Origin of the sequence: Roseburia sp. AM59-24XD (genome assembly GCF_003478445.1) — a bacterium.
In the GTDB taxonomy this organism is placed as follows: Bacteria; Bacillota; Clostridia; order Lachnospirales; family Lachnospiraceae; genus Jutongia.
This window is the reverse complement of sequence record NZ_QUET01000015.1, coordinates 15,667-36,077: the sequence shown is the minus strand read 5'-3', so window position 1 is coordinate 36,077 and position 20,411 is coordinate 15,667. Positions and strand designations below refer to the sequence as shown.

The 20,411-nt window shown below is 47.8% G+C and carries 19 protein-coding genes and 1 other annotated feature; of the genes, 14 read left to right on the top strand and 5 right to left on the bottom strand.

Annotated elements, in window-relative coordinates; translation table 11 throughout:
* Positions 1–7: 7 nt before the first annotated feature.
* A complete protein-coding gene (locus DXA20_RS08685; protein ID WP_243100592.1) occupies positions 8–892 on the bottom strand; it encodes a cation diffusion facilitator family transporter in 885 nt (294 codons plus the stop codon).
* A gap of 66 nt (positions 893–958) precedes the next feature.
* Positions 959–1,837 (bottom strand): YitT family protein, encoded by an 879-nt coding sequence (locus DXA20_RS08680; protein ID WP_118560195.1) that lies wholly within the window; start codon positions 1,835–1,837, stop codon positions 959–961.
* Between the two features lie 219 nt (positions 1,838–2,056).
* Here DXA20_RS08680 and DXA20_RS08675 point away from each other — a divergent pair, with 219 nt between their 5' ends.
* Positions 2,057–3,463, top strand: a complete 1,407-nt coding sequence (locus DXA20_RS08675; protein ID WP_022305420.1) for an amidophosphoribosyltransferase — start codon at positions 2,057–2,059, stop codon at positions 3,461–3,463.
* Between the two features lie 182 nt (positions 3,464–3,645).
* Positions 3,646–3,954, top strand: a binding site (T-box leader).
* A gap of 116 nt (positions 3,955–4,070) precedes the next feature.
* Positions 4,071–5,759: a carbon starvation CstA family protein gene (locus DXA20_RS08665; RefSeq protein ID WP_118560127.1), complete on the top strand. Its 1,689-nt coding sequence runs from the start codon at positions 4,071–4,073 to the stop codon at positions 5,757–5,759.
* Here the strand turns inward: DXA20_RS08665 and DXA20_RS18395 are convergent.
* The 3 genes from DXA20_RS18395 to DXA20_RS08655 are packed head-to-tail and all read right to left on the bottom strand — an operon-like array spanning position 5,722 to position 7,230.
* A complete protein-coding gene (locus DXA20_RS18395) occupies positions 5,722–5,853 on the bottom strand; it encodes a hypothetical protein (RefSeq protein ID WP_243100590.1) in 132 nt (43 codons plus the stop codon). The genes DXA20_RS08665 and DXA20_RS18395 overlap by 38 nt on opposite strands.
* Positions 5,838–6,386, bottom strand: a complete 549-nt coding sequence (locus tag DXA20_RS08660) for a Crp/Fnr family transcriptional regulator (RefSeq protein WP_243100588.1) — start codon at positions 6,384–6,386, stop codon at positions 5,838–5,840. The genes DXA20_RS18395 and DXA20_RS08660 overlap by 16 nt, the downstream gene beginning before the upstream one ends.
* Before the next feature lie 13 nt (positions 6,387–6,399).
* Positions 6,400–7,230, bottom strand: a complete 831-nt coding sequence (locus DXA20_RS08655; RefSeq protein WP_158577176.1) for an AraC family transcriptional regulator — start codon at positions 7,228–7,230, stop codon at positions 6,400–6,402.
* 182 nt (positions 7,231–7,412) lie between these two features.
* Here DXA20_RS08655 and DXA20_RS08650 point away from each other — a divergent pair, with 182 nt between their 5' ends.
* The 12 genes from DXA20_RS08650 (at position 7,413) to DXA20_RS08595 (ending at position 20,410) form a co-directional block, all read left to right on the top strand.
* Positions 7,413–10,895 (top strand): family 16 glycoside hydrolase, encoded by a 3,483-nt coding sequence (locus DXA20_RS08650; protein WP_118560123.1) that lies wholly within the window; start codon positions 7,413–7,415, stop codon positions 10,893–10,895.
* A gap of 135 nt (positions 10,896–11,030) precedes the next feature.
* Positions 11,031–12,092: a tryptophan--tRNA ligase gene (trpS, locus tag DXA20_RS08645; protein WP_022305428.1), complete on the top strand. Its 1,062-nt coding sequence runs from the start codon at positions 11,031–11,033 to the stop codon at positions 12,090–12,092.
* Between the two features lie 307 nt (positions 12,093–12,399).
* Positions 12,400–14,097 carry a serine/threonine-protein kinase gene (locus DXA20_RS08640; protein ID WP_022305429.1) on the top strand — a complete coding sequence of 566 codons (1,698 nt, stop codon included), beginning with the start codon at positions 12,400–12,402 and terminating at the stop codon, positions 14,095–14,097.
* 25 nt (positions 14,098–14,122) lie between these two features.
* Positions 14,123–15,538 carry a hypothetical protein gene (locus DXA20_RS08635; RefSeq protein ID WP_118560121.1) on the top strand — a complete coding sequence of 472 codons (1,416 nt, stop codon included), beginning with the start codon at positions 14,123–14,125 and terminating at the stop codon, positions 15,536–15,538.
* A 253-nt stretch (positions 15,539–15,791) separates the two neighbouring features.
* Positions 15,792–16,199 carry a hypothetical protein gene (locus DXA20_RS08630; RefSeq protein ID WP_022305431.1) on the top strand — a complete coding sequence of 136 codons (408 nt, stop codon included), beginning with the start codon at positions 15,792–15,794 and terminating at the stop codon, positions 16,197–16,199.
* Entirely contained in the window at positions 16,196–16,924 is a 729-nt protein-coding gene (locus tag DXA20_RS08625; RefSeq protein WP_118560119.1) for a hypothetical protein, read from the top strand. Before DXA20_RS08630 ends, DXA20_RS08625 begins: the two co-directional genes overlap by 4 nt.
* Positions 16,924–17,211, top strand: a complete 288-nt coding sequence (locus tag DXA20_RS08620; RefSeq protein WP_118560117.1) for a hypothetical protein — start codon at positions 16,924–16,926, stop codon at positions 17,209–17,211. The genes DXA20_RS08625 and DXA20_RS08620 overlap by 1 nt, the downstream gene beginning before the upstream one ends.
* 26 nt (positions 17,212–17,237) lie before the next feature.
* Positions 17,238–18,101, top strand: coding sequence for a diadenylate cyclase CdaA (cdaA, locus tag DXA20_RS08615; protein ID WP_118560115.1), 864 nt, complete (start codon positions 17,238–17,240; stop codon positions 18,099–18,101).
* A gap of 38 nt (positions 18,102–18,139) precedes the next feature.
* The gene (locus DXA20_RS08610; RefSeq protein ID WP_158577175.1) at positions 18,140–18,991 is read left to right on the top strand and encodes a CdaR family protein; all 852 of its coding nucleotides are present in this window, start codon (positions 18,140–18,142) and stop codon (positions 18,989–18,991) included.
* Complete coding sequence (locus DXA20_RS08605; protein WP_118560111.1) at positions 18,949–19,524, top strand: hypothetical protein; 576 nt, start codon at positions 18,949–18,951, stop codon at positions 19,522–19,524. Before DXA20_RS08610 ends, DXA20_RS08605 begins: the two co-directional genes overlap by 43 nt.
* Positions 19,521–19,877, top strand: a complete 357-nt coding sequence (locus tag DXA20_RS08600; protein WP_118560109.1) for a hypothetical protein — start codon at positions 19,521–19,523, stop codon at positions 19,875–19,877. Before DXA20_RS08605 ends, DXA20_RS08600 begins: the two co-directional genes overlap by 4 nt.
* 32 nt (positions 19,878–19,909) lie before the next feature.
* Entirely contained in the window at positions 19,910–20,410 is a 501-nt protein-coding gene (locus DXA20_RS08595; protein WP_118560107.1) for a hypothetical protein, read from the top strand.
* Position 20,411 lies beyond the last annotated feature (1 nt).

Here is a 20,411-nt window from a genome sequence, read left to right as displayed (position 1 = left end):
GCCCGAATCAGTCCGGCAGACTTGGAATCAGCTCGACATAAACCTGATCGAAGGACTTTTTTAATTCTTCACGGATCTCGTTGCGAAGCTGCAAAAGGATCGTGGTATTGATCAGATTGTTGTGGCTTGTCATGTAGATTTCCACCCAGGTTTTGCGCCCGGTCTGGATCACGTCGAGAAATTCAATGTCATAATGGACCTTATCCATATGATGTTCGGCAACGTGGCGGATCATATCCATGATCTCCTCTTCCGGTGCAAACAAAACGAGACTTTTGAGGTTCACAATGATCATCTTGACCGGTTCGACCAGAAGCAGACATGCCATGACAATCGCAACGACCGGGTCAACATAGGCGGCGAGCCATGCGTAATCGGTCCGGTGAAGTGCCATCTGGACGAAAAAGGCAATCGATACACCGAGACTGGAGATCACATCCAGCTTCCAGATGTAGATTTCCGCTTTGATCGTAAGTGATGCATAGCGCCTACTGAAATAGTGCAGCAGAAGATAAATGATCAGACAGCCGAGACAGACGGCAAGCTCAAAAAAAGCAATCTTGCCGCCGTCCACCTGACGTCCGCCGTGCAGCAGGGAACGGATATTGTCCCAGACAAGGCTGGCGGTGATCGCCAGCAAAACACTGTATTTGATCACGACAAACAAAGACTCTACCTGGGAAAAGCCGTAGGGTCTTTTCTCCGTGACCGGCTTGTAAAGCAGCGGTACCAGCAGAAGAAACGGTCCGATCATGATCAGATCCGTTACGTCAAAAATACAGTCCATCAACAGGGAATGTGATTTCGTGACATATGCCATGATTCCCTCTGACAGCATGAAAAGAATACTGCCGATCAGAGAAATATTCATGATCCTTTTTTCGTTTTTCATTTTACTTTCATTTTCATTTTTCAATGTGATTTACCAGCCTCTCGTGCATATATTTTGATCTGCCGATCAGAGATGTTTTTCGTATTTGCCGCCAATGCCGATGCCGTCTTTCTCAACAATAAAGGCATGTTCATCGATCTGGCGCAGCTCACGGCGCAGATGGGCACATTCATATTTGGAAAGAACTGCCATGACCATGTAGGTCTTACCCTCGGTATAACCGCCGCGTGCCTCCCACCAGGTTGCATCCCGGTTAAAATCCTTTACGATATAATCCATGATCTTTACCGGATTGTTCTTGGTGAATATTAATACCTCCGTGTTAATATTCTGTGTGTGTGCCCGGTCGGTCATTAACATGCTGACTGCGGAATAAATGATACAGTAGATGGTAGTCTGGACACCGAACAATACTGCGCAGATCCCGTAGATCACAGCATTGACGCAGAGGGAGATCCTGCCGACGCTGAAATCCTTGAATCGCTTGGTAAAGTACATGCCGATAATATCAAGTCCTCCGCTTGAGCCGCCGGCGCGCAGGGCGATGCCAATGCCGGAGCCGGCAACGATGCCGCCGATAATGCTTGCGGTCAGTGTGTCGTTGACCAGTGGCGTGGATGGGATTGGCAGAAAGCTCAAAAATATCGTCTGACTGATCACGCAGATCAGCGTCCGTACAAAGAAGGAACGACTGACATAGTGCCATGCGATAAAGCACAGAGGAATATTAAAGATCATGTTAATGATACCGGCAATGTCTGTGGAGCCGGAAAATAAATGAAGATATTTGACCAGAACTGTCCGGATCAGCTGGCTGATTCCAAGCATGCCGCCGTTATACAGATCGGCGGGAACGATGAAAAAATTAATGCCGGCGGAAAAAATCAGCATTCCGGCAATTGCAAGGGTGATCTTGCCTAAAAAGTCTTTTTGTGTCTGTTTCATATGCTGCCTCATACTTTCTCCTGTGTGATTATCAGATCTGGCGGGACGATCCCGTGTAAGTTCATTATAACCGAAACGCACGGTGTTGAAAACCTTTCTTTGTTTTGGTACAATATTTTACAGACTGGCAAGAAACTGAAGAAACGAAAGAAAAGGTCTGATCCCTGGTGCGCCGGGACAGATTGCAGAAGCAGTGTGCGCACGGAAATGAGGAAAAACATGGGCGGATTTTTTGGAGTAGCGTCAAAGCAGGACTGCGTATTTGATCTGTTTTTTGGAATTGATTATCATTCCCATCTGGGAACAAGACGTGGAGGAATGGCAGTGTATAAGGATGGAGTGTTTAATCGTTCCATTCATAATATTGAGAATGCACCGTTCCGGACAAAGTTTGACAAGGATGTTCAGGAGATGCAGGGAGAGATGGGGATCGGATGTATTTCTGATTTCGAGCCTCAGCCACTGATCATCCGGTCACATCACGGAACCTATGCGATCACGACCGTAAGCAAGATCAACAATCAGGACGAGCTGGCGCAGAAGCTTTTTGAACATGGTCATGCGCATTTCCTGGAGATGAGTGGCGGCGATATCAATGCGACTGAGCTTGTGGCGGCACTGATCAACCAGAAGGAGAATCTCATCGAGGGAATACAGTATGCGCTGGAGCAGGTGGACGGCTCGCTGTCACTGCTTCTGATGACACCGGCAGGAATTTATGCTGCAAGAGACAGATACGGAAGAACTCCGATCGTTATCGGTAAGAATGAGCAGGGCTTCTGTGCGACCTTTGAAAGCTTTGCCTACAAGAATCTGGGCTATGAGGATTATAAGGAGCTGGGACCCGGCGAGATTGATGTGATCACACCGGAGCAGTGTCTGACGCTGGTTCAGCCGGGCAAGGATATGAAGATATGTACCTTCCTATGGGTGTATTACGGCTATCCGGCAAGCTCCTATGAGGGGATCAGTGTAGAGCGGATGCGTTACAACTGCGGTGCGAAGATGGCAGCGCGCGATAATGTGAAGCCGGATATTGTCGCAGGTGTTCCGGACTCCGGTGTGGCGCATGCGATCGGCTACGCCAATGCATCCGGCATTCCGTTTTCAAGACCGTTTATCAAGTATACACCGACTTGGCCGAGATCGTTTATGCCGACGATCCAGAGCCGTCGTAATCTGATCGCCAAGATGAAGCTTTTGGCAGTACAGGATCTGATCAAGGATAAGAGCCTGCTTCTGATCGACGATTCAATCGTGCGCGGAACACAGCTTCGCGAGACAACCGAGTTTTTATATCAGAGTGGAGCGAAGGAGGTACATATCCGTCCGGCATGCCCTCCGCTGGTGTATGGCTGCAAGTACCTTAACTTCTCGCGTTCCTCTTCCGAGATGGATCTGATCACAAGACGTGTGATCGAGAAGCTGGAAGGAACAGAGGTGACAGATGAGATCCTGCAGGAGTACACAGATCCGGAATCGCCAAAGTATGAGCAGATGGTGGAGGAGATCCGTAAAGAATTAAACTTTACGTCCCTTCGCTTTAATCGTCTGGACGATATGCTGGATGCGGTGGAGATCGACCGCTGTAAGCTTTGTACCTACTGCTGGGACGGCAGGGAATAACAGTAAGAAAATACTGCAGCTTAAGCCGGATGATTATGTACTCAAACCGGCACAGAAGGAGCGTATTTTTGATGTGTTAAAAAAACATCTTGGAGCATAGAAAGATGAATATAATTCATCATTAAAATTAAAAAAACTATTGACAAGCAAAAATCAAAGTGGTATCTTTTTTGTCGAACAAAACAAATTCGATGAACAGAACAGGGTTTTCTGATCGGAACGCATGGCAGAGAGCTGTCGGCAGGTGCGAGACAGTATGCAGATCGGAGAGCTATCCTCTGAGAGAAGTGCACTGAAATGGCAGCGTGGCTGCGACGGTAAGTGTCACCGGGATTCTCCCGTTACAGAGAAGCTTATTGAAGAAGTATCCACGATGTCTATAAGGCTATACCGGTTAATGAGACGTCAGATATTTCAGGAGATAGGACAGAGAGGTCGCATATGCGGCAATTAAAGTGGTACCGCGGAAGATATCAGCTTTCGTCTTTGATAAAATGCGATAAGCATTTTTTAAGACGAGGGCTTTTTTATTTTACCGGAAATAATTCATTCCCGTAAAATAAAAGCCGTGGAAATAATCAAACACCCAAAGGAAAGAGGTAATATTATGAATGGATTAGTAATCGTATTGATCAGCATTGTTGCTCTTGGTGCGGGTTATCTTTTCTATGGAAGATGGCTTGCTAAAAAGTGGGGACTGGACGAGAAGGCAAAGACGCCGGCGTACCAGTTTGAAGATGGTGAGGATTATGTGCCATCCTCCAAATTTACGGTATTTGCCCATCAGTTTTCATCCATCGCAGGTGCAGGTCCTGTGACCGGACCAATTTTGGCATCCGTATTTGGATGGGTTCCGGTTTTGTTATGGCTGATCATCGGCGGTCTTTTCTTCGGAGCCGTTCAGGATTTCGGTTCTCTGTACGCTTCTGTTAAGAACGAAGGAAAGTCCATGGGAATGATCATTGAGAAATATATCGGTAAAGCAGGACGTAAGCTGTTTATGTTGTTTTGCTGGCTGTTCACACTTCTTGTTATCGCAGCCTTCACCGATATGGTAGCAGGAACCTTTGTCGGTAAGGGACTGGAGGACAGCAACGTTGCCTATGCAAACTCCGCAGCCGCATCTATTTCCATGTTGTTTATATTAGTCGCTGTTGTTTTCGGTCTGATCCAGAAAAAGGTCGGCAAAATGAACGAGGTTGTGAAAGCCGTTGTTGCAATCGCACTTCTGGTTGTGATGTTTGCCATCGGTATGCATCTGCCGATCTATCAGACAAAGAATGCGTGGATCGGAATCATCATGGTTTATCTGTTCCTGGCATCTGTTATGCCAATGTGGCTTCTGATGCAGCCAAGAGATTACATGACAACCTTCATGCTGTTAGGTATGATCTTCGGTGCAGTGATCGGTGTTCTTTTCGCACACCCAACCATGAAGCTGAATGCATATAACGGATTTAACATTGGCGGTCAGGGTCTGTTCCCGACATTGTTTGTAACGATCGCCTGTGGTGCCGTATCCGGATTCCACAGTCTCGTTTCTTCCGGTACATCATCAAAGACAGTAAGCAATGAGAAGGATACGCCGATGATCGGTTATGGCGCAATGATCGTTGAGTCACTTCTCGGTGTTGTAGCACTTGTTGTTGTCGGCGCTGTTGCCGTCAATGGAACAAAGCCGGACGGTACCCCATTTGCAATCTTCTCTGCAGGTGTTGCAGGTTTCCTTGAGAAGCTCGGTGTTCCGGTGCAGCTCGCAACTGTATTTATGACAATGTGTGTATCTGCACTGGCACTTACCTCACTCGATTCCGTTGCCCGTATCGGTAGAATGTCCTTCCAGGAGCTGTTCCTTGGAGATACAACAGATACCGCAAAGATGACACCGGTACAGCGTGTACTTACGAATAAATATTTTGCAACGGTGATCACATTATTCTTCGGTTTCCTTCTGACTCTGGGCGGATACAACAACGTATGGCCGCTGTTTGGTTCTGCAAACCAGCTGTTAGCAGCACTTGTACTGATCGCACTGGCTGTATTCTTAAAGACAACAGGAAGAACCGGCTGGACATTGTACATCCCAATGGTTGTTATGCTTGTTGTAACCTTCACGGCACTGATCCAGAAGACGATCGCACTGGTATCAAACATTGCTGCAGGTAAAGCAGTATTTTTGATCGACGGACTGCAGTTGATCGTTGCAGTTCTTCTGATGGTACTTGGTGTTATGGTTGCAATCAGTTGTTTAAAGAAGCTTAGTGAGATTCATTCAAAGCAGGATGTAGCAGAGTAAATGAATTCTTGTGAAATGTAAGAAATCCATCATCCCGCATTTTGCCGAGCTCCTTGGAGAGCGCACTGCGGTCCAGATTTAAGAAATCTGCCATCTGCTGGCGGTTGAACGGTATCTCAAGCTTCTGCTTCCGCATTTCTGAGACTGGGAGGAAAGATAAGTGAGCAGACGTTCGCGGATGGTTTTCGGGCTGGTGCAGAAAATGCGGTGGGACAGGGTAAGATTTTTGTGGACAGAAATGCTGAGCATATTGCTCAGCATTTTTTGATGCCACGAATATCCGGACAAGCTGTTATCGCGAAGAAATGTGACATCCATAAAAAGGATCCGGCAGTCGCTTGCCGCCACAACATCCACCATCATCGGCTCATGGCTTAAGCTGTAGGTCTCGGCAAATACACCGCCGGCACCCACCTCGCTTAACAGACTTGTGCTGCCCCAGAAGTCCGTATTTTCAATATGAACACTGCCGGTCAGGATAATGCCGGTCTCCGTGACAAGGTCGGCGTTCTGGAAGATCAGTGCCCCCTTTGTAAATTCCTTCTCATGAATGCGGGTATGGTTGGTCAGCTCCTGATATTCGCCTGTAGTCAATCCGCGGAAAATCGGATGAAGATTATGATTCATAGGGACCTCTTTTCTATAGCTGGTTCAATGTATGGTTGCGGTAGGTGGTCGGCGTCATGCCGGAGTGTCGTTTAAATTCTTTGCAGAAATAATTCAGATTATTAAATCCGACACGCTCACTGATCTGCGAGACGCTCAGTTCGGAATGTGCCAGAAGCTCGCTGGCATGACGCAGCCGGATCTGTGTCACATATGCCATCGGACGGGTATTTAGACACTCGCGGAACATCCGGCACAGATGCTGCGGCGAGACGTGAAGCTGCTCGCAGAGCATCGGCTGTGTGATCTCCGAGTCAAAATTATGTTCAATAAATTCGATCAGTGGCGTAAGACGGCGGCGGTACTGTGCAGATTTCGGAGAGGAATGCTCCTTGTACTGGCGGTAAAACTCAAACAGGAATTCATAGGTGTAGGATGCCGAGAAAAAGATGCTTTCCTTTGTGTTGATCTGAAACGCCATATGGATTTTATTGTGGATCTCATCGAGAGCACCAAGATTGGTGATCGGAAAAATGCGGCACCGGTCAAAGCCAAACTGCTTTAACAGAGCAACCGTTCCATCGCCGTAAGGCACAAACCAGCGCACGTCCCAGATGTCCTCCGTGACCGCCTCATAGTAGTGGGGAACATTGGCAGGCAGAAATATGATCGAATGCTCCGGGATAATATGTGTCTTTCCCTCGGTGATCAGCTTTCCGCTGCCTTTGTTGCTGTAAAGAAACTGCGGATACGGATAGCCGTTTTCGCGTGGTGTCGGGTACTGCCACAGGTGCATACCGACGCTGATTGTATAAAACGGAAGCTCCTTAACCGGAGTGATGTCAGGATAACAGATAAACCACATAAGCTCTCCTTTCTTAAAATGCTCTGATATATATATGTTCATTTTGTTCAAATATGATAATATCATTGATTGCCGTAAATATCAATAAACTGTAAAATTGAAATATCTGGTAAAGTAAATAAATGCCAATATTCATGTTGTGGATGTGAACATTGGCGGGCAAAAAACAGGAGGTATTTGGAATGAGATGCAGGGTGTTTCAAAGAGTATGTGTTGGTATTCTGAGTCTGTCGCTTCTTGTGACCGGTATGCCGTTTTGCGGTGGGGGCGTGAAAACGCAGGCAGCAGGTGTACAAAGCGGCGTGACGGAGAAGAAGAGTGCTGCGAAGGAGAAAAGCGGCAGTATTACCGTGGATGGCAATGATATCCGCGCCAACAATGTGAACGGATTGACGTATAAGGGTTTTGGTCTGTTGAGTGCCAATTCCACCAGTGATCTTCTTATGGATTACAAGGCACAGAATCCGGAGGCATATGCAGAGCTTCTTCAGTATCTGTTCGGAGGAAAATATCCGATCATGACGCATGTGAAGCTGGAGATGGGAAATGACCGGAACAATTCGACCGGCTCTGAGGCTTCGACTAAGCGCAGCCGCTATGAGAAGGCAAATGTTCTCCGTAATCCGGGCTGGCAGCTGGCGGCAGATGCCAAAAAGATCAATCCGGATATCAAGGTCAGCATTTTACGTTGGAATGCGCCGGAGTGGGTTAAATCGATTGAGGATGTATACAAGTGGTATAAGGCAACGATCCTGGCAGCGTACCGTCAGTATGGTTATATGGTGGATTATATCAATCCAAATGTGAATGAAGCCTGGAATAAAAAGACCGATGTGGATTACACGAAGAAATTTGCGGGTTGGATTGCATCGGAAAATGAAAAGACAATTCCGGATGCAAAGGAGAGAGCTTTGTTTCAGAAGATAAAGCTTGTGGTGTCTGATGAGGCGACAAGCATTTCTTCAGACATTGTCGCTTCCATGAAATCAGACGGCGGCTTCTATCATGCGGTGGATGTGGTCGGTTATCACTATACCACCTCCGATGATAAAAACGGCGGCATGAAATGGCTTGCCGAGGGTGCTGATAAAGAGGTTTGGAACAGCGAAGCGCAGGCGGTGTTTTCAAACTCCGCATTCCGTCCGTCTAACAATGTCAAGGATCCAACGACCGAGGGAACAGGACTTGGCGGTACGGGAAGTGCGTTGGAGATGGGCAATACATTTATCAAGGGCTTCGTAAAGTCAAGACGAACCCATGTGGTCTATCAGCCGGCGATCGGTTCCTTCTATGAGGGAGGACAGTTTTCCTTTAAGGAGCTTGTCAGTGCGAGAGATCCATGGTCCGGCTGGATCCATTATGATGCAGGTCTGCTTGTTCTGGCACATCTGAGCAAGTTTGCTGTGACAGGCTGGGAAAATGAGGATAATACAGCGGGAATCTGGCGTGCGATTCCTGAGGCGAGCAATTCGACGGCATCCGGAACGAATCCGGTGGATGGAAGACGCGGCGGCGAAAACTATATGACACTCGCAGCACCGTCAAAGGATGCATTTTCTTCAGTGGTCGTCAATGACAGTGAGTATCCGATGTCTTATCAGATCAATGTGAAGAACATGAAGCTTTCTGACAATCAGAAGCTTGCTGTATGGGAAACAAGGGCTGCTGATGATGGAAGATTTAATGAAAATTATATGAAATGTACAGGAAGCGTTTCAGCGGGAGAGGACGGCTCTTATGTGGTAAAGGTAAAACCGTTTTCAGTTGTGACAGTCACGACGCTTGATGTGGATGACGATGAGGAACACACAAAAGCACTTCCGGTTGAGGGAGAAAGAACGGTTCTTGATACCGATGAAACAGGAGATGCGCAGGACACCTCAAATGGTATTTTATATGCGGATGATTTTGAGTATACCGGCAAGCGTGTTGCTGTCATTGCCACACATGGCGCAGTCAGTCAGGAAACAGAGGATTATATCAGCTCTCGCGGTGGCGATTCCGGTGCGATGGCACGTTATACGCATACACTCAACGGTGCCTTTGAGGCATACAAAACAGTGGACGGAAACCGGGTGCTCCGCCAGCAGCTTGACCAAACGGAGAATGGTGTGGGACACAGCTGGAATGACGGAGATGCAGTTACCCTGCTCGGTGATTTCCGCTGGTGTAACTATACTGCATCGGTAGATGTTCTGTTTGAAAATAATGTGAGCAAAGCATATGGATCCGTGGCGATCCGTCAGACAGGAGGCTCTCAGAAACTGGAGGATAGCTCGGGCTACACCTTCCGTGTCAGTGCATCGGGAGCATGGAAGCTTTACAGAAAGGATAAGGTGGTGCTTTCCGGAACGGCTTCGGATCAGGAGAGCTTTAAGAAGGGCGCCTTTGTATGGAACAATTTAAAACTGAAGGGTGCAGGAGCAACGATCACCGCTTATATCAATAATTGTCCGGTGGCAGAATATACCGATGAAAATCCGATCACCTCAGGAAGGATTGGTCTTGGTTCTTCCTATACGCATACAGAGTTTGATAATCTGCGTGTGATGAAGATCAAAGGATATGTTCCGTATTATACAGAGCTTTTGGATAACATGGAGACCTATGATCTGACACCGGAGAAAAATACAAAGCTTGTTTATCAGGGAACATGGAGTCATGCAAATGGAAAGGGCATGTATGTATACCAGAGAAGCATGTCCGAGACAAGTGAGGCGGGAGCTTCACTCACATACAGCTTCACAGGAACCGGGATGGAGGTGTTAGCAAAAACAAGTGAGGCGGGTACTGTACTTGTCTCTGTGGATGGCGGACAGCCGGAGGAGAGAAAGCTTCAGAAGGCAGACAACATGAATATGAGTTGTTCTGTTTCCGGGCTGGAATATAAGAAGCATACCGTCACGATCGCCCTGAAGGAGGGAAAATTCTTTGTGGATATGGTCGGTGTACTTGGAGATGTCTGTGAAATCAGTGATGAAAATACATTGACAGAAAACTGGAAGGATAAGAGAAATAACGATCCGACGGTTATTCCGACACAGACACCAACGCCGGAGGGTCCGGAGGAGGCACTGATACCGGATGCTCTGACAACGCCGGTGCCAACGGTGCCACCGATCGTTTATACGACACCGTCACCGGTAACACCGGCACCGGTAACGCCGGCACCGCAGGAGACAGCACCGTCACCGGTCAAGACACCGACAACAAGTGGACAGCCGTATGCAACTCCTGTCGTATCGGGAACACCGGACGGCACCGGGCAGATTGCGCAGACACAGGCACCACAGGATCAGTATTTTACCTCAGGCAATGCAACATACCGGATCATCAGTGCGAAGAAAAAGACTGCTGCATTCGTGGGTCTGCAGAAGAAAAATGTCAAAGCCTTTGTGATTCCGGCATCCGTAAAGGACAAACGCACAGGAAAGGCTGTTGTTTACCGGGTGACTGCGATTGACAAGAAGGCATTCGCCGGCTGTGGCAAGTTGAAAAAGCTGCAGATCAAATCGAAAAAGCTTACGTTCATCGGGAAAAATGCATTTGCCGGAATACAGAAAAAGGCAGTGATTTCCTGTCCGTCCGCTTGTCGCAAGGCATACAGGAAGCTCATTACCGCCAAAACAGGTTTTAAAAAGAAGACCATGAAAATTTTATTCTAGTCTTTTTTGACACAGCCTTCATTTCCATATATAATGAAAGGAAAGCACAGACTTGAATAAGAGGAAACGGACATACGGCAGCCGGAGGTGTTTGGATGACCGGAAGGTGCTTTGGAATGGAGGAGACTAGATAAAATGAAACAGGTTATTTTGACCGGAGACCGTCCGACCGGACGTCTTCATGTAGGACATTATGTAGGTTCCCTGAAGGAGCGTGTGAGACTGCAGAATTCAGGAGACTTTGATGAGATTTATATTATGATCGCGGATGCGCAGGCACTTACTGACAATGCAGAGCATCCGGAGAAGGTTCGCAACAATATCATGCAGGTAGCACTGGATTATCTGGCATGCGGACTTGATCCGGAGAAGTCTACGATTTTTATTCAGTCCATGGTACCGGAGCTGACAGAGTTATCCTTTTATTACATGAATCTGGTGACTGTATCCAGAGTTCAGAGAAACCCTACGGTAAAGGCTGAGATTAAGATGCGTAATTTCGAGGCAAGTATCCCGGTCGGTTTCTTCTGTTACCCGATCAGCCAGGCGGCAGATATCACGGCATTCCGCGCAACAGTCGTTCCGGCAGGTGAGGATCAGATGCCGATGGTGGAGCAGTGTAAGGAAATCGTACATAAGTTTAATTCCGTGTACGGCGAGACACTGACGGATCCGAAGATCGTGCTTCCGGACAATTCCGCATGCTTACGTCTTCCGGGTATCGATGGAAAGGCGAAGATGAGTAAATCGCTCGGCAACTGCATTTATCTGTCTGAGGAGCCGGAGGAGATCCGGAAGAAGGTCATGTCTATGTATACCGATCCGAACCATATCCGCGTAGAGGATCCGGGACAGATTGAGGGCAACACAGTATTTACTTATCTGGATGCGTTCTGTAAACCGGAATATTTTGAGGAATTTCTGCCGGACTACAGCAGTCTTGATGAGTTGAAGGAGCATTATTCCCGCGGTGGGCTCGGCGATGTCAAGGTGAAGAAGTTCCTGAACAACGTGATGCAGACGGAGCTGGCACCGATCCGTGAGCGTCGTCAGATGTGGGAGAAACGTCTGCCGGATGTTTATGATATCCTTAGGGAGGGCAGCAGAAAGGCAGAGGCTGTAGCTGCACAGACACTGGCTGATGTGCGTCATGCAATGCGTATTGACTACTTTGTTGATGATAACCTGCTGAAGTAATATAAGGGGCAAAACAGATAGCAATGAAGCAATCCGTTGTCTCATTTAGCAGCACAGAATTTTTTGTCTTGATATTAATGAAATATATACAATTGACGGATAATCTCATGTTTTACCGGAAGACAGACTCCTGCGACAGCGGGGGTCTGTTTTTTCTTTGGGGACTATGATAAACTGGAAATGACGAAGGTACGATCATAATAATGAAAAAAACGGAAAGATTTTCGTTCCGCAAATGTTTTATAATCAATGAAGTATGACATTATAAAACATTACATAAGAACAAGAAGATAAAAGTTGGTGAAATATGAAAGTAAATGGAAGAGAACGGTGTGTTGGATGTATGAAGCCGCTGACAGCAGAGGGACGCTGTGCTTATTGCGGGCTGCAGCAGGATAAATACCGGCCGATACCGCGTTGTCTGCGCCCCGGTATGTGTCTGCGTGACCGGTATGTTCTCGGCAGGGTGCTCGGGGAGGGCAGCTTTGGAATCAGTTATATAGCATGGGACTGTCTTCTGGATACGGTGGTAGCGATCAAGGAATATTTTCCGGCAAGTCTTGTCAGCCGCCATATCAGCGAGGAGGACGAGGATACCAATGTATACATATATGAGAAAAGGGAAAGCCAGAAGTATCAGGAAAGCTTAAAGAAATATCTGGGAGAGGCGAAAAGTCTGTCCGCCTATTATGATCTGGACGGAATCGTATCGGTGAGGGACTTTTTCTATGCCAATAATACTGCTTATATCGTGATGGGGTATGTGGATGGCATCAGTGTAAAGGAATATGTGGAAAAGAACGGTCCGATCGAGGGAGAGAAGTTTTTGCGGATGCTGGAGCCGGTGATTCAGTCTCTGGCAAAGGTACATCAGACCGGAGTTTTACACCGGGATATCAGCCCGGATAATATGCTGCTGACCCGTGATGAGAAGCTTGTGCTGATCGACTTTGGTGCCGCAAGAAAAGAAAATATCAATATGACGCGCAGTATGACGGTTGTGTTTAAGCGTGGCTTTTCGCCGGAGGAGCAGTATCGGACGAGAGGGCAGCAGGGTGCGTGGACCGATGTGTACGCACTTTGTGCCACGGCATATTATGCACTGACCGGCAAGGCTCCGGACGAATCGATCCAGCGTGTGCTGGAGGATGATATGCCATCGTTGACGGAGATGACGGACGTTGATCTGCCGATGCAGCAGAAGAGAGCGTTTATGAAGGGAATGACGGTGGATTTTCATCACCGTTACCAGACGATGGATGAGCTGTATCAGGGACTTTATCAGCAGGGAAGGGATAAGAAGCATCTCGGGGCGTGGCTTGCGGGAGCGGCAGCGGTGGTCTGCTGTGTGGCATTGCTTGGAACGGGGGCGGTGTATGGACTTCATAAGCACAGTCAGGCGAAGAAGGATGCGATACAGACAGAAGCGCCGCAGCAGACAGCACTTGCAGAGGTGACCACGACGCCATATGCGGCAGATGTGCAGGAATACCAGATGATCAGCTTCAAGAGCATGACGAAAAAGGAAGCATTAAAAGCACTAGCCGGGCAGGATACGGAGCTTTCCGTGCAGTGGAAGTACAGGTACAGCAGCCGGATCAAAAAGGGCAGGATCGTAACGCAGAGTATTCCGGCAAAGACAAGATACCGCGGGGAAACCTATTCCAAAATTGTGCTGACGATCAGCAAAGGCAAAAGAAAAACAGAAGTTCCAAAGCTGACCGGCGTGAGCAAAGAGCGTGCGCGCACCCTTCTGAAGGAAAGAAAGCTTCACTGGACATGGAAAGAGGTCGAACGGGAAGGAACGGAAGGAATTGTTGCTTCGCAGAGCAGGACGGCAGGAAGTAAGGTTCCGGTAGGGACAACGATCGTTGTGACCATTACCAGAAAGCCGAAGCAGCAGATCGTGGCAACAGCGCAGCCGAAGGCTACGGCAGCACCAAAGACAGGGACAAAGGCACAGAAGAAATCCGATTCGGGGCAGTTTGTAGGCGTGATTCCGTGATCATTATAAAACAGGGAGAGAGACAATGGGAACACATAGAAAAACTTTTACCATGGCATTGATGAACATCAAGCAGGAGGCGCATTTCCGGGATTTTTCAGAATTTATCATGGAGAAAATGGGAATGCTTCCGGAGGGCGAGATCACGGAGACGATGCGCAGGGAAGCATATAAAAGATTCCGGGAGCAGACGGGAAAGGAAGCCTTTGCAACGCTTCCGACGATCCGCAAGTGGTTTGGAATCGGCGGCAGTGCTGTTCCGGACAGGGAACAGGTTTACCGGATCTGTCTGGCGATGGGACTGAGCGTGGCGGACTGTCAGGAATATCTGATCTATGGGATTCATGAGCCGGCATTTCAGGTCAATGATTACCGGGAGGTGATCCTGGTATACGGTCTGGAGAATCACAAAAGCTACGAGCAGTGCCAGCAGATGATCCTTGACTTTGAACAGCGGCTGACCCATGTGATGAGCTTTGCACAGACCTGTGGAACACAGACGCTGATGGGCGAGTTTCAGGTACGAAAGACACTGGAGTGGCAGGAATTTCTGGAGTGGATGATGGAGAATGCATCCAGCTTCAAGGGCTACAGTAAGACAACCTTAGATTATTTCCGCAAATACAAAAAACTGATCCTGCAGTATGCCAAGAAGGATGCACAGGAGGAGTTAGAACGTCTTTTGTCGGAGACGGATTACTCTGTGTGGTGCCAGCATCGCCTATATGATCCGCGCAATTACCGCAGAAACATCCGTAAGTATGTAAATGCGCAGTCCAAGGGCAGAAAGAAAACGATTTCGGATGGATTAAAGGCAAGCATTACGGAGCTTTGTTCGTTGGCATATACTGAGAAGGAATCAAATGCAAGACTGTTATCGGAGGTGTTTCAGCCCAAGAAGGATGATAAGGAGAGTACGTCGGATTGTCAGTCGGTCAACAGCATGACGGAGAAGCATCTTTCGGATCTGCTTAACGTTCCGCTGCATAAGGAAAGATTCTTTCAGACAAGACAGGCGGAGCTTGAGCTGGAGAACATGGATGAGGAGAGCGAATGTCCGGTATGGATCTTAAAGCTTTCGCAGGAGTATGGGCGCGGAATGAACAGGAATGCAACGGTGGGAGAGGCAAAGGAATGGATCGCATCCTACCGGAAGGAGAATAAGCGCCGTTGTCTGCAGATTCAGAGACAGGATATTCTTCCTCTGATCCTTTATGTGGCGCAGCACCGTTATCTGGAGGAGATCGGGCAGGATATGTCCTCATATTGTCAGAAGGATGCCCTGGAGCTGTTTCGGACACTGGCGGACTCCACACTGGCAGCCTGCAACATGAGCCGGCTGAACGAAGCATACGAGCTTGATGCCGTTCTCTGTGCCTGCTATCAGGCGGAGGATATGTTTGGCTATGCGGAGCTTCTGGAGCTGAAACTGACAAAATAGGAATTACGTGTATAATGAATCTACAGGGGTGCGGCTTTGAACATACCTGTTTTCGAAGAATTCACGGCATACAAAAACGCATATGAATACATTCAATAAGACCTGGACCGGGAGTGATTGCTGCTCCCGGTTCAAGTCTTATTTTTCTCTAAATTGTGTGAAGAAGGAGTTGAAATCGGGCAGTCTACATGTTATGATGAAACATGGTTAAAGTCTCTGAAGTACGCAATTATGATGGGAAATGGGGATTCATATGGTAAACGAGGAAAAGCTTCGCATTATGGTAAATTTGGCAAGATATGAGCAGGAACCGCTGCACACGGAGCTGAAGGAAGCCGGTTATTACCGGATCGACTATATTCGTTCTCATCTGCTGGTGACACTTTGGAGTTATTCGGTGGCTTATGTACTGGTGCTTCTTCTGGTGGCACTGTACCATTTTGAATATATTTTCTCAAAGGTCAGACTTCCTGATATTGGCAGTCTTGCGATTGGAGCGCTTGCGGTCTATGTACTTATTTTGCTGGGATGTGCTTTTTTTACGGTACTTATTTCTTCGGCAAAGTATCACCGGATCCAGAGCAAACGCAGAGCTTATCTGACAGAGCTTAAGAAAATGGAATTATTTTATGAACAGAGCAGGGAGGTAGGAAACGAATGACGCATTTATTGGAGATCAGGGAACGATTGATCCGGTTTTACCAGAATCATGCCCGTATTGTAAATGCAGTTTTTCGTTTTCTACTTTCTTTTCTGACGTTTTTTTCGATTAATCAGCTGATCGGTTATAATCCGGCACTGAACTCCTGGTATGTGGTGCTGGCATTTTCGGTTGTCAATACGGTTCTTCCGATTTCGGTGCTTTTATTTCTGGCGGCGGCATATATTGTATTTCATGTGTATTATGTATCTGTTTCGCTGGCGTTAGTGACACTTCTTGTGCTTTTGACGGCATATCTGGTGTATCTGCGTTTTCTGCCGGAGCATGGCTATGTGATCCTGGCAGTTCCGATCATGTATGGTCTGCGTCTTCCTTATCTGATGCCGATCCTTCTGGGACTGATCGGTGCACCGGTGGCAGTGATCCCGATGAGCTGCGGGGTTATATGCTACTATGCACTGAAGTGTATTACCACGGTGATCGGAACTGCAACGGAGGACAGCATGGTGCTGTTTAACCAGACCTTTCAGATGATCTTTACGAATCAGGAGATGTATCTGACCATTGCGGTGTTTGCAATCGTGATGGTAGTTGTCAATATGATCTGCAGTCAGGAGTTTCATTATGTTTATGAGACGGCGATCGTTGTCGGTGTGATCGTCAATATTCTTCTGTTCCTCGCAGTCAGTTTTCCGTTTAATATTGAAGTTCATGTTCTGCCCTGATGATCGAAACAGTGATCTGCGGTGTGTTGGCATGGATTGTTCAGTTTTTCCGGCTTGTGCTGAATTATACGGCAGTAGAGTATCTTCAGTTTGAGGATGACGAATACTACTATTATGTCAAGGCGGTGCCGAAAATGAATATCGCCGTAGGAGAGAAGCGGGTTAAGAGGTTTAATGCACATCTGCTGGGAGGCGGGCGCTTTGGCGGATCGGCAGGTAAGGATGAGCCGGAGCCGCCGGCAAAGGAAATGAGCCGGCCGAAGGATAGTGCAGAACAGGAAATATAGCAGGATAGACGAGATTAGGAGGAAGTATGAACTCTATTGTTACATCCTTAAAAAAATATATACATGTGTTTGATCTGCCGAAGGTATCAGTCATCGATGTGTTGGAGATCGTGATACTGGCATTTGTAATTTATCATGTGGCATTGTGGATCAAGAATACCCGGGCATGGACATTGCTCAGGGGAATCATTGTTCTGCTGGCATGCTATGTGATCGCTTATATTCTTGGTATGAACGTGATCGTATGGATCTTTGAAAGAACGATCTCTATCGGTATCACGGCATTGATGATTGTGTTCCAGCCGGAGCTTCGCCGGGCACTGGAGGAGCTTGGACAGAAAAATATCGTTTCCACCCTGATTCCGTTTGACGACACGCGCAATCAGAACGAGCGGTTCTCGGAACGCAGTATTAATGAGATCGTTAAGGCGACTGTTGAGATGGCAAAGGTGAAGACCGGTGCGCTGATCATTATTGAGAAGGACATTGATCTTTCCGAGTATGAGAGAACCGGCATTGAACTGGATTCTACGATCAGCAGTCAGCTTCTGATCAATATATTTGAGCATAATACACCGCTTCACGACGGTGCGGTGATCATTCGCGGTGACCGGATCGTATCAGCAACCTGTTATCTGCCGTTATCAGATAATATGGGGCTTTCCAAGGAGCTTGGAACAAGACACCGTGCCGGTGTTGGTATCAGTGAGGTGACAGACAGTCTGACGATCATTGTCTCTGAGGAGACGGGGCGCATCTCGGTTGCTGTCGGAGGAAAGCTTCTTCGAAATATTGACGGTGATCTTCTGAAAAAGAAACTGACAGAGATGCAGGGCAAGTCTGGTGATGAGGTGGAGAAGAAACGCTGGAAAGGGCTGAGAAGAAACTAAAAGACCCGGGGCACACAGATGATTGGAAAGGCATGGTAATGAATATGCAGCAAGGCAATTCTGGTGGAGAAACCAAAAAGGACTTTATTCAGAAATATGTTTTCAATAATATAGGGATTAAGTTGCTGGCACTTTTTTCTGCAATTGTAGTGTGGGTGGCAATTGTCAACATTGAGGATCCGTATAAAGAGAGAACCTTTAATGTTGAGGTTGAGACGATCAACGAGGATGCACTTTCCTCAGTGAATAAGGTATATGAGATCATTGAGGGAAGTACGGCACAGGTACGGGTCAGGGGCAAGAAGAGTGTGGTAGACCGTCTGAAAGCAGATGATATCCGTGCAACAGCGGATCTGTCGGATCTTTCGGCAGTCAATGCGGTCGCGATCGTGCCTGAGCTTAAGAAGAATGTTTCCGATGAGCCGACGCTGGAGTGTAGCACGGTTTTGAAGGTGTCACTGGAGGATAAGGCAAGCAAGCAGATCAAAGTCACGGTAGCAACGCAGGGGACACCGCAGAATGGCTATAGTGTCGGTGAATGCATGGCAAGTCCGAATATGCTGGAGGTGACCGGCGGCAAGACAGTCATTGACAAGATTGATTCCGTGCGTGTCACGGTCAATGTCAGTGGCGTCGGAGAGGATTTCCGTAAGAGGGTAACACCGGTGGCATATGATGTAGATGGTAAGGCAATCGAATCAAGCACTCTGGATTACGGCGTAAAGAGAGTCAGAGTCAGTGTTCATGTACTCCGGACGAAGACGATCCCGGTCAACATTAAGATTACCGGAAAGCGGCGGCAGGCTATGAGTTTGTCGATGCGGAATGTCAGCCTGAGGCGATTCGGGTGGCCGGTGACAGAAAAGAGCTTGCCAATATCAGTGAGGTGAATGTACCGGTAGATATTACCGGCATGAGAAGTACAAGTGGTTCGGTAGAACAAAATATCAGTATTCAGGATTATCTTCCGGAGGGAGTTTTTGTGCTGACAGATTATGCACAGGTTTCTCTGCGGATCGGTATTGAGAAGCAGATGAGCAGAAAGGTTTCCATTCCGGTGGAGGATATCAAGTTTGCCTCTCTGGCGGATCATTTGTCGGCGAAGATACTTGGAGATAAGAGTGTGGTCAGCATCACGCTTCAGGGAATTTCTTCTGTGTTAGATGAGATCAATGCGGACGATTACAGTGCATATGTGGACTGCGAGGGACTCCACAAAGGAAAATATCGTCTGAAGGTTCATCTGGATCTGGGAGACAGCAGTGCAATTGTCAAGACAGAATTTGTGACGGTTAAGATCGACAGGGACGATGGAGGCAGTGACACTTCAAACGGCAGCACTGAGGCAACAGAGAAACCGAAGGCAACACCGGCTCCTTCTGCATCCGATGGAAGCAGCCAGGATGAGGGAGATAAGGAATGAGAGTGATCACCGGTACGAACACGGCAGAACAATTTCATACATGGATCGAAGAGCAAAGGGACAGTCATGTGGCTGTCCTTTTGCGTTCCGGGCAGAGAGCGGAAGATTTTTGGGAGAGCGGGGCTGTGACCGAACTACGTCTGCATTGTCAGGTGGAAAAGCTTGTCTGGAAGAATCCGGAGGAGCTTGCGGACAGGCTGCGGGCATGTAAATGGAGAGAACCTGCCGACAGAGTATATCAGAGTAAGCAGGTGGAATCTGCCAGAACGTGTCTGTGTGCAACGGATCGTCTGCTGGCATTTGGCGGCCTTTATGAACTGCAGGAAATCTGTGTGGCAAGAGCCTGTGGTTAAAAGGTGGTAATGCGCTTATAGGGAATGAGGTGATGCCTCTTCTGTTCCTGGCGCAGAATATGATACCGGCATCCATGCTTCCGGAGGAATTGCTGTGGCACAGAAATCGGGAGGGTGAGACCTGTTATTTAGGATCATTTCCGGAAGGGACGGCGGATACTGTTATAATGCCGCCGGCTCGCGGACAGGAAAAGCGGTTTTACAGTCTGTTTGTGAAAATGGAAGCGGAAACGGGGAGCTCTCTGTGGAAGGAGCTGGCTAAACCCTTGTGGCTGTGGTACGGAATTCCGGAATATCTGGCAGGTATTCTGGCACTCCGCTTTGTTTACCGCACGATCAAGGGGAAAGATTTTTCGGCGATGGAGAAGTTTCTTACGCAGAAGGAGGTGGCGTTGCGGGATATGGTGTGGGTTGCAAGAGAGGATGTTTTACTGCTGGCAGAGATGGCAATGGCGGGAATAGAAATGCTGCCACGACAGGAACGTCTGTCATGGCAGCAGATCAAAGCGTTTTATATTTTATTGTGTCGATAGC

Excerpts from the sequence above, each read along its gene's own strand:
- DXA20_RS08625 (WP_118560119.1), top strand. The coding sequence starts at position 16,196 with ATGACGCATTTATTGGAGATCAGGGAACGATTGATCCGGTTTTACCAG.
- DXA20_RS08635 (WP_118560121.1), top strand. The coding sequence starts at position 14,123 with ATGGGAACACATAGAAAAACTTTTACCATGGCATTGATGAACATCAAG.
- DXA20_RS08630 (WP_022305431.1), top strand. The coding sequence starts at position 15,792 with ATGGTAAACGAGGAAAAGCTTCGCATTATGGTAAATTTGGCAAGATAT.
- DXA20_RS08655 (WP_158577176.1), bottom strand. The coding sequence starts at position 7,230 with ATGTGGTTTATCTGTTATCCTGACATCACTCCGGTTAAGGAGCTTCCG.
- DXA20_RS08595 (WP_118560107.1), top strand. The coding sequence starts at position 19,910 with ATGCCTCTTCTGTTCCTGGCGCAGAATATGATACCGGCATCCATGCTT.
- DXA20_RS08640 (WP_022305429.1), top strand. The coding sequence starts at position 12,400 with ATGAAAGTAAATGGAAGAGAACGGTGTGTTGGATGTATGAAGCCGCTG.
- DXA20_RS18395 (WP_243100590.1), bottom strand. The coding sequence starts at position 5,853 with ATGGCAGATTTCTTAAATCTGGACCGCAGTGCGCTCTCCAAGGAGCTC.
- DXA20_RS08685 (WP_243100592.1), bottom strand. The coding sequence starts at position 892 with ATGAAAAACGAAAAAAGGATCATGAATATTTCTCTGATCGGCAGTATT.
- cdaA (WP_118560115.1), top strand. The coding sequence starts at position 17,238 with ATGAACTCTATTGTTACATCCTTAAAAAAATATATACATGTGTTTGAT.
- DXA20_RS08650 (WP_118560123.1), top strand. The coding sequence starts at position 7,413 with ATGAGATGCAGGGTGTTTCAAAGAGTATGTGTTGGTATTCTGAGTCTG.
- DXA20_RS08600 (WP_118560109.1), top strand. The coding sequence starts at position 19,521 with ATGAGAGTGATCACCGGTACGAACACGGCAGAACAATTTCATACATGG.
- DXA20_RS08620 (WP_118560117.1), top strand. The coding sequence starts at position 16,924 with ATGATCGAAACAGTGATCTGCGGTGTGTTGGCATGGATTGTTCAGTTT.
- DXA20_RS08660 (WP_243100588.1), bottom strand. The coding sequence starts at position 6,386 with ATGAATCATAATCTTCATCCGATTTTCCGCGGATTGACTACAGGCGAA.
- trpS (WP_022305428.1), top strand. The coding sequence starts at position 11,031 with ATGAAACAGGTTATTTTGACCGGAGACCGTCCGACCGGACGTCTTCAT.
- DXA20_RS08680 (WP_118560195.1), bottom strand. The coding sequence starts at position 1,837 with ATGAAACAGACACAAAAAGACTTTTTAGGCAAGATCACCCTTGCAATT.
- DXA20_RS08675 (WP_022305420.1), top strand. The coding sequence starts at position 2,057 with ATGGGCGGATTTTTTGGAGTAGCGTCAAAGCAGGACTGCGTATTTGAT.
- DXA20_RS08610 (WP_158577175.1), top strand. The coding sequence starts at position 18,140 with ATGAATATGCAGCAAGGCAATTCTGGTGGAGAAACCAAAAAGGACTTT.
- DXA20_RS08665 (WP_118560127.1), top strand. The coding sequence starts at position 4,071 with ATGAATGGATTAGTAATCGTATTGATCAGCATTGTTGCTCTTGGTGCG.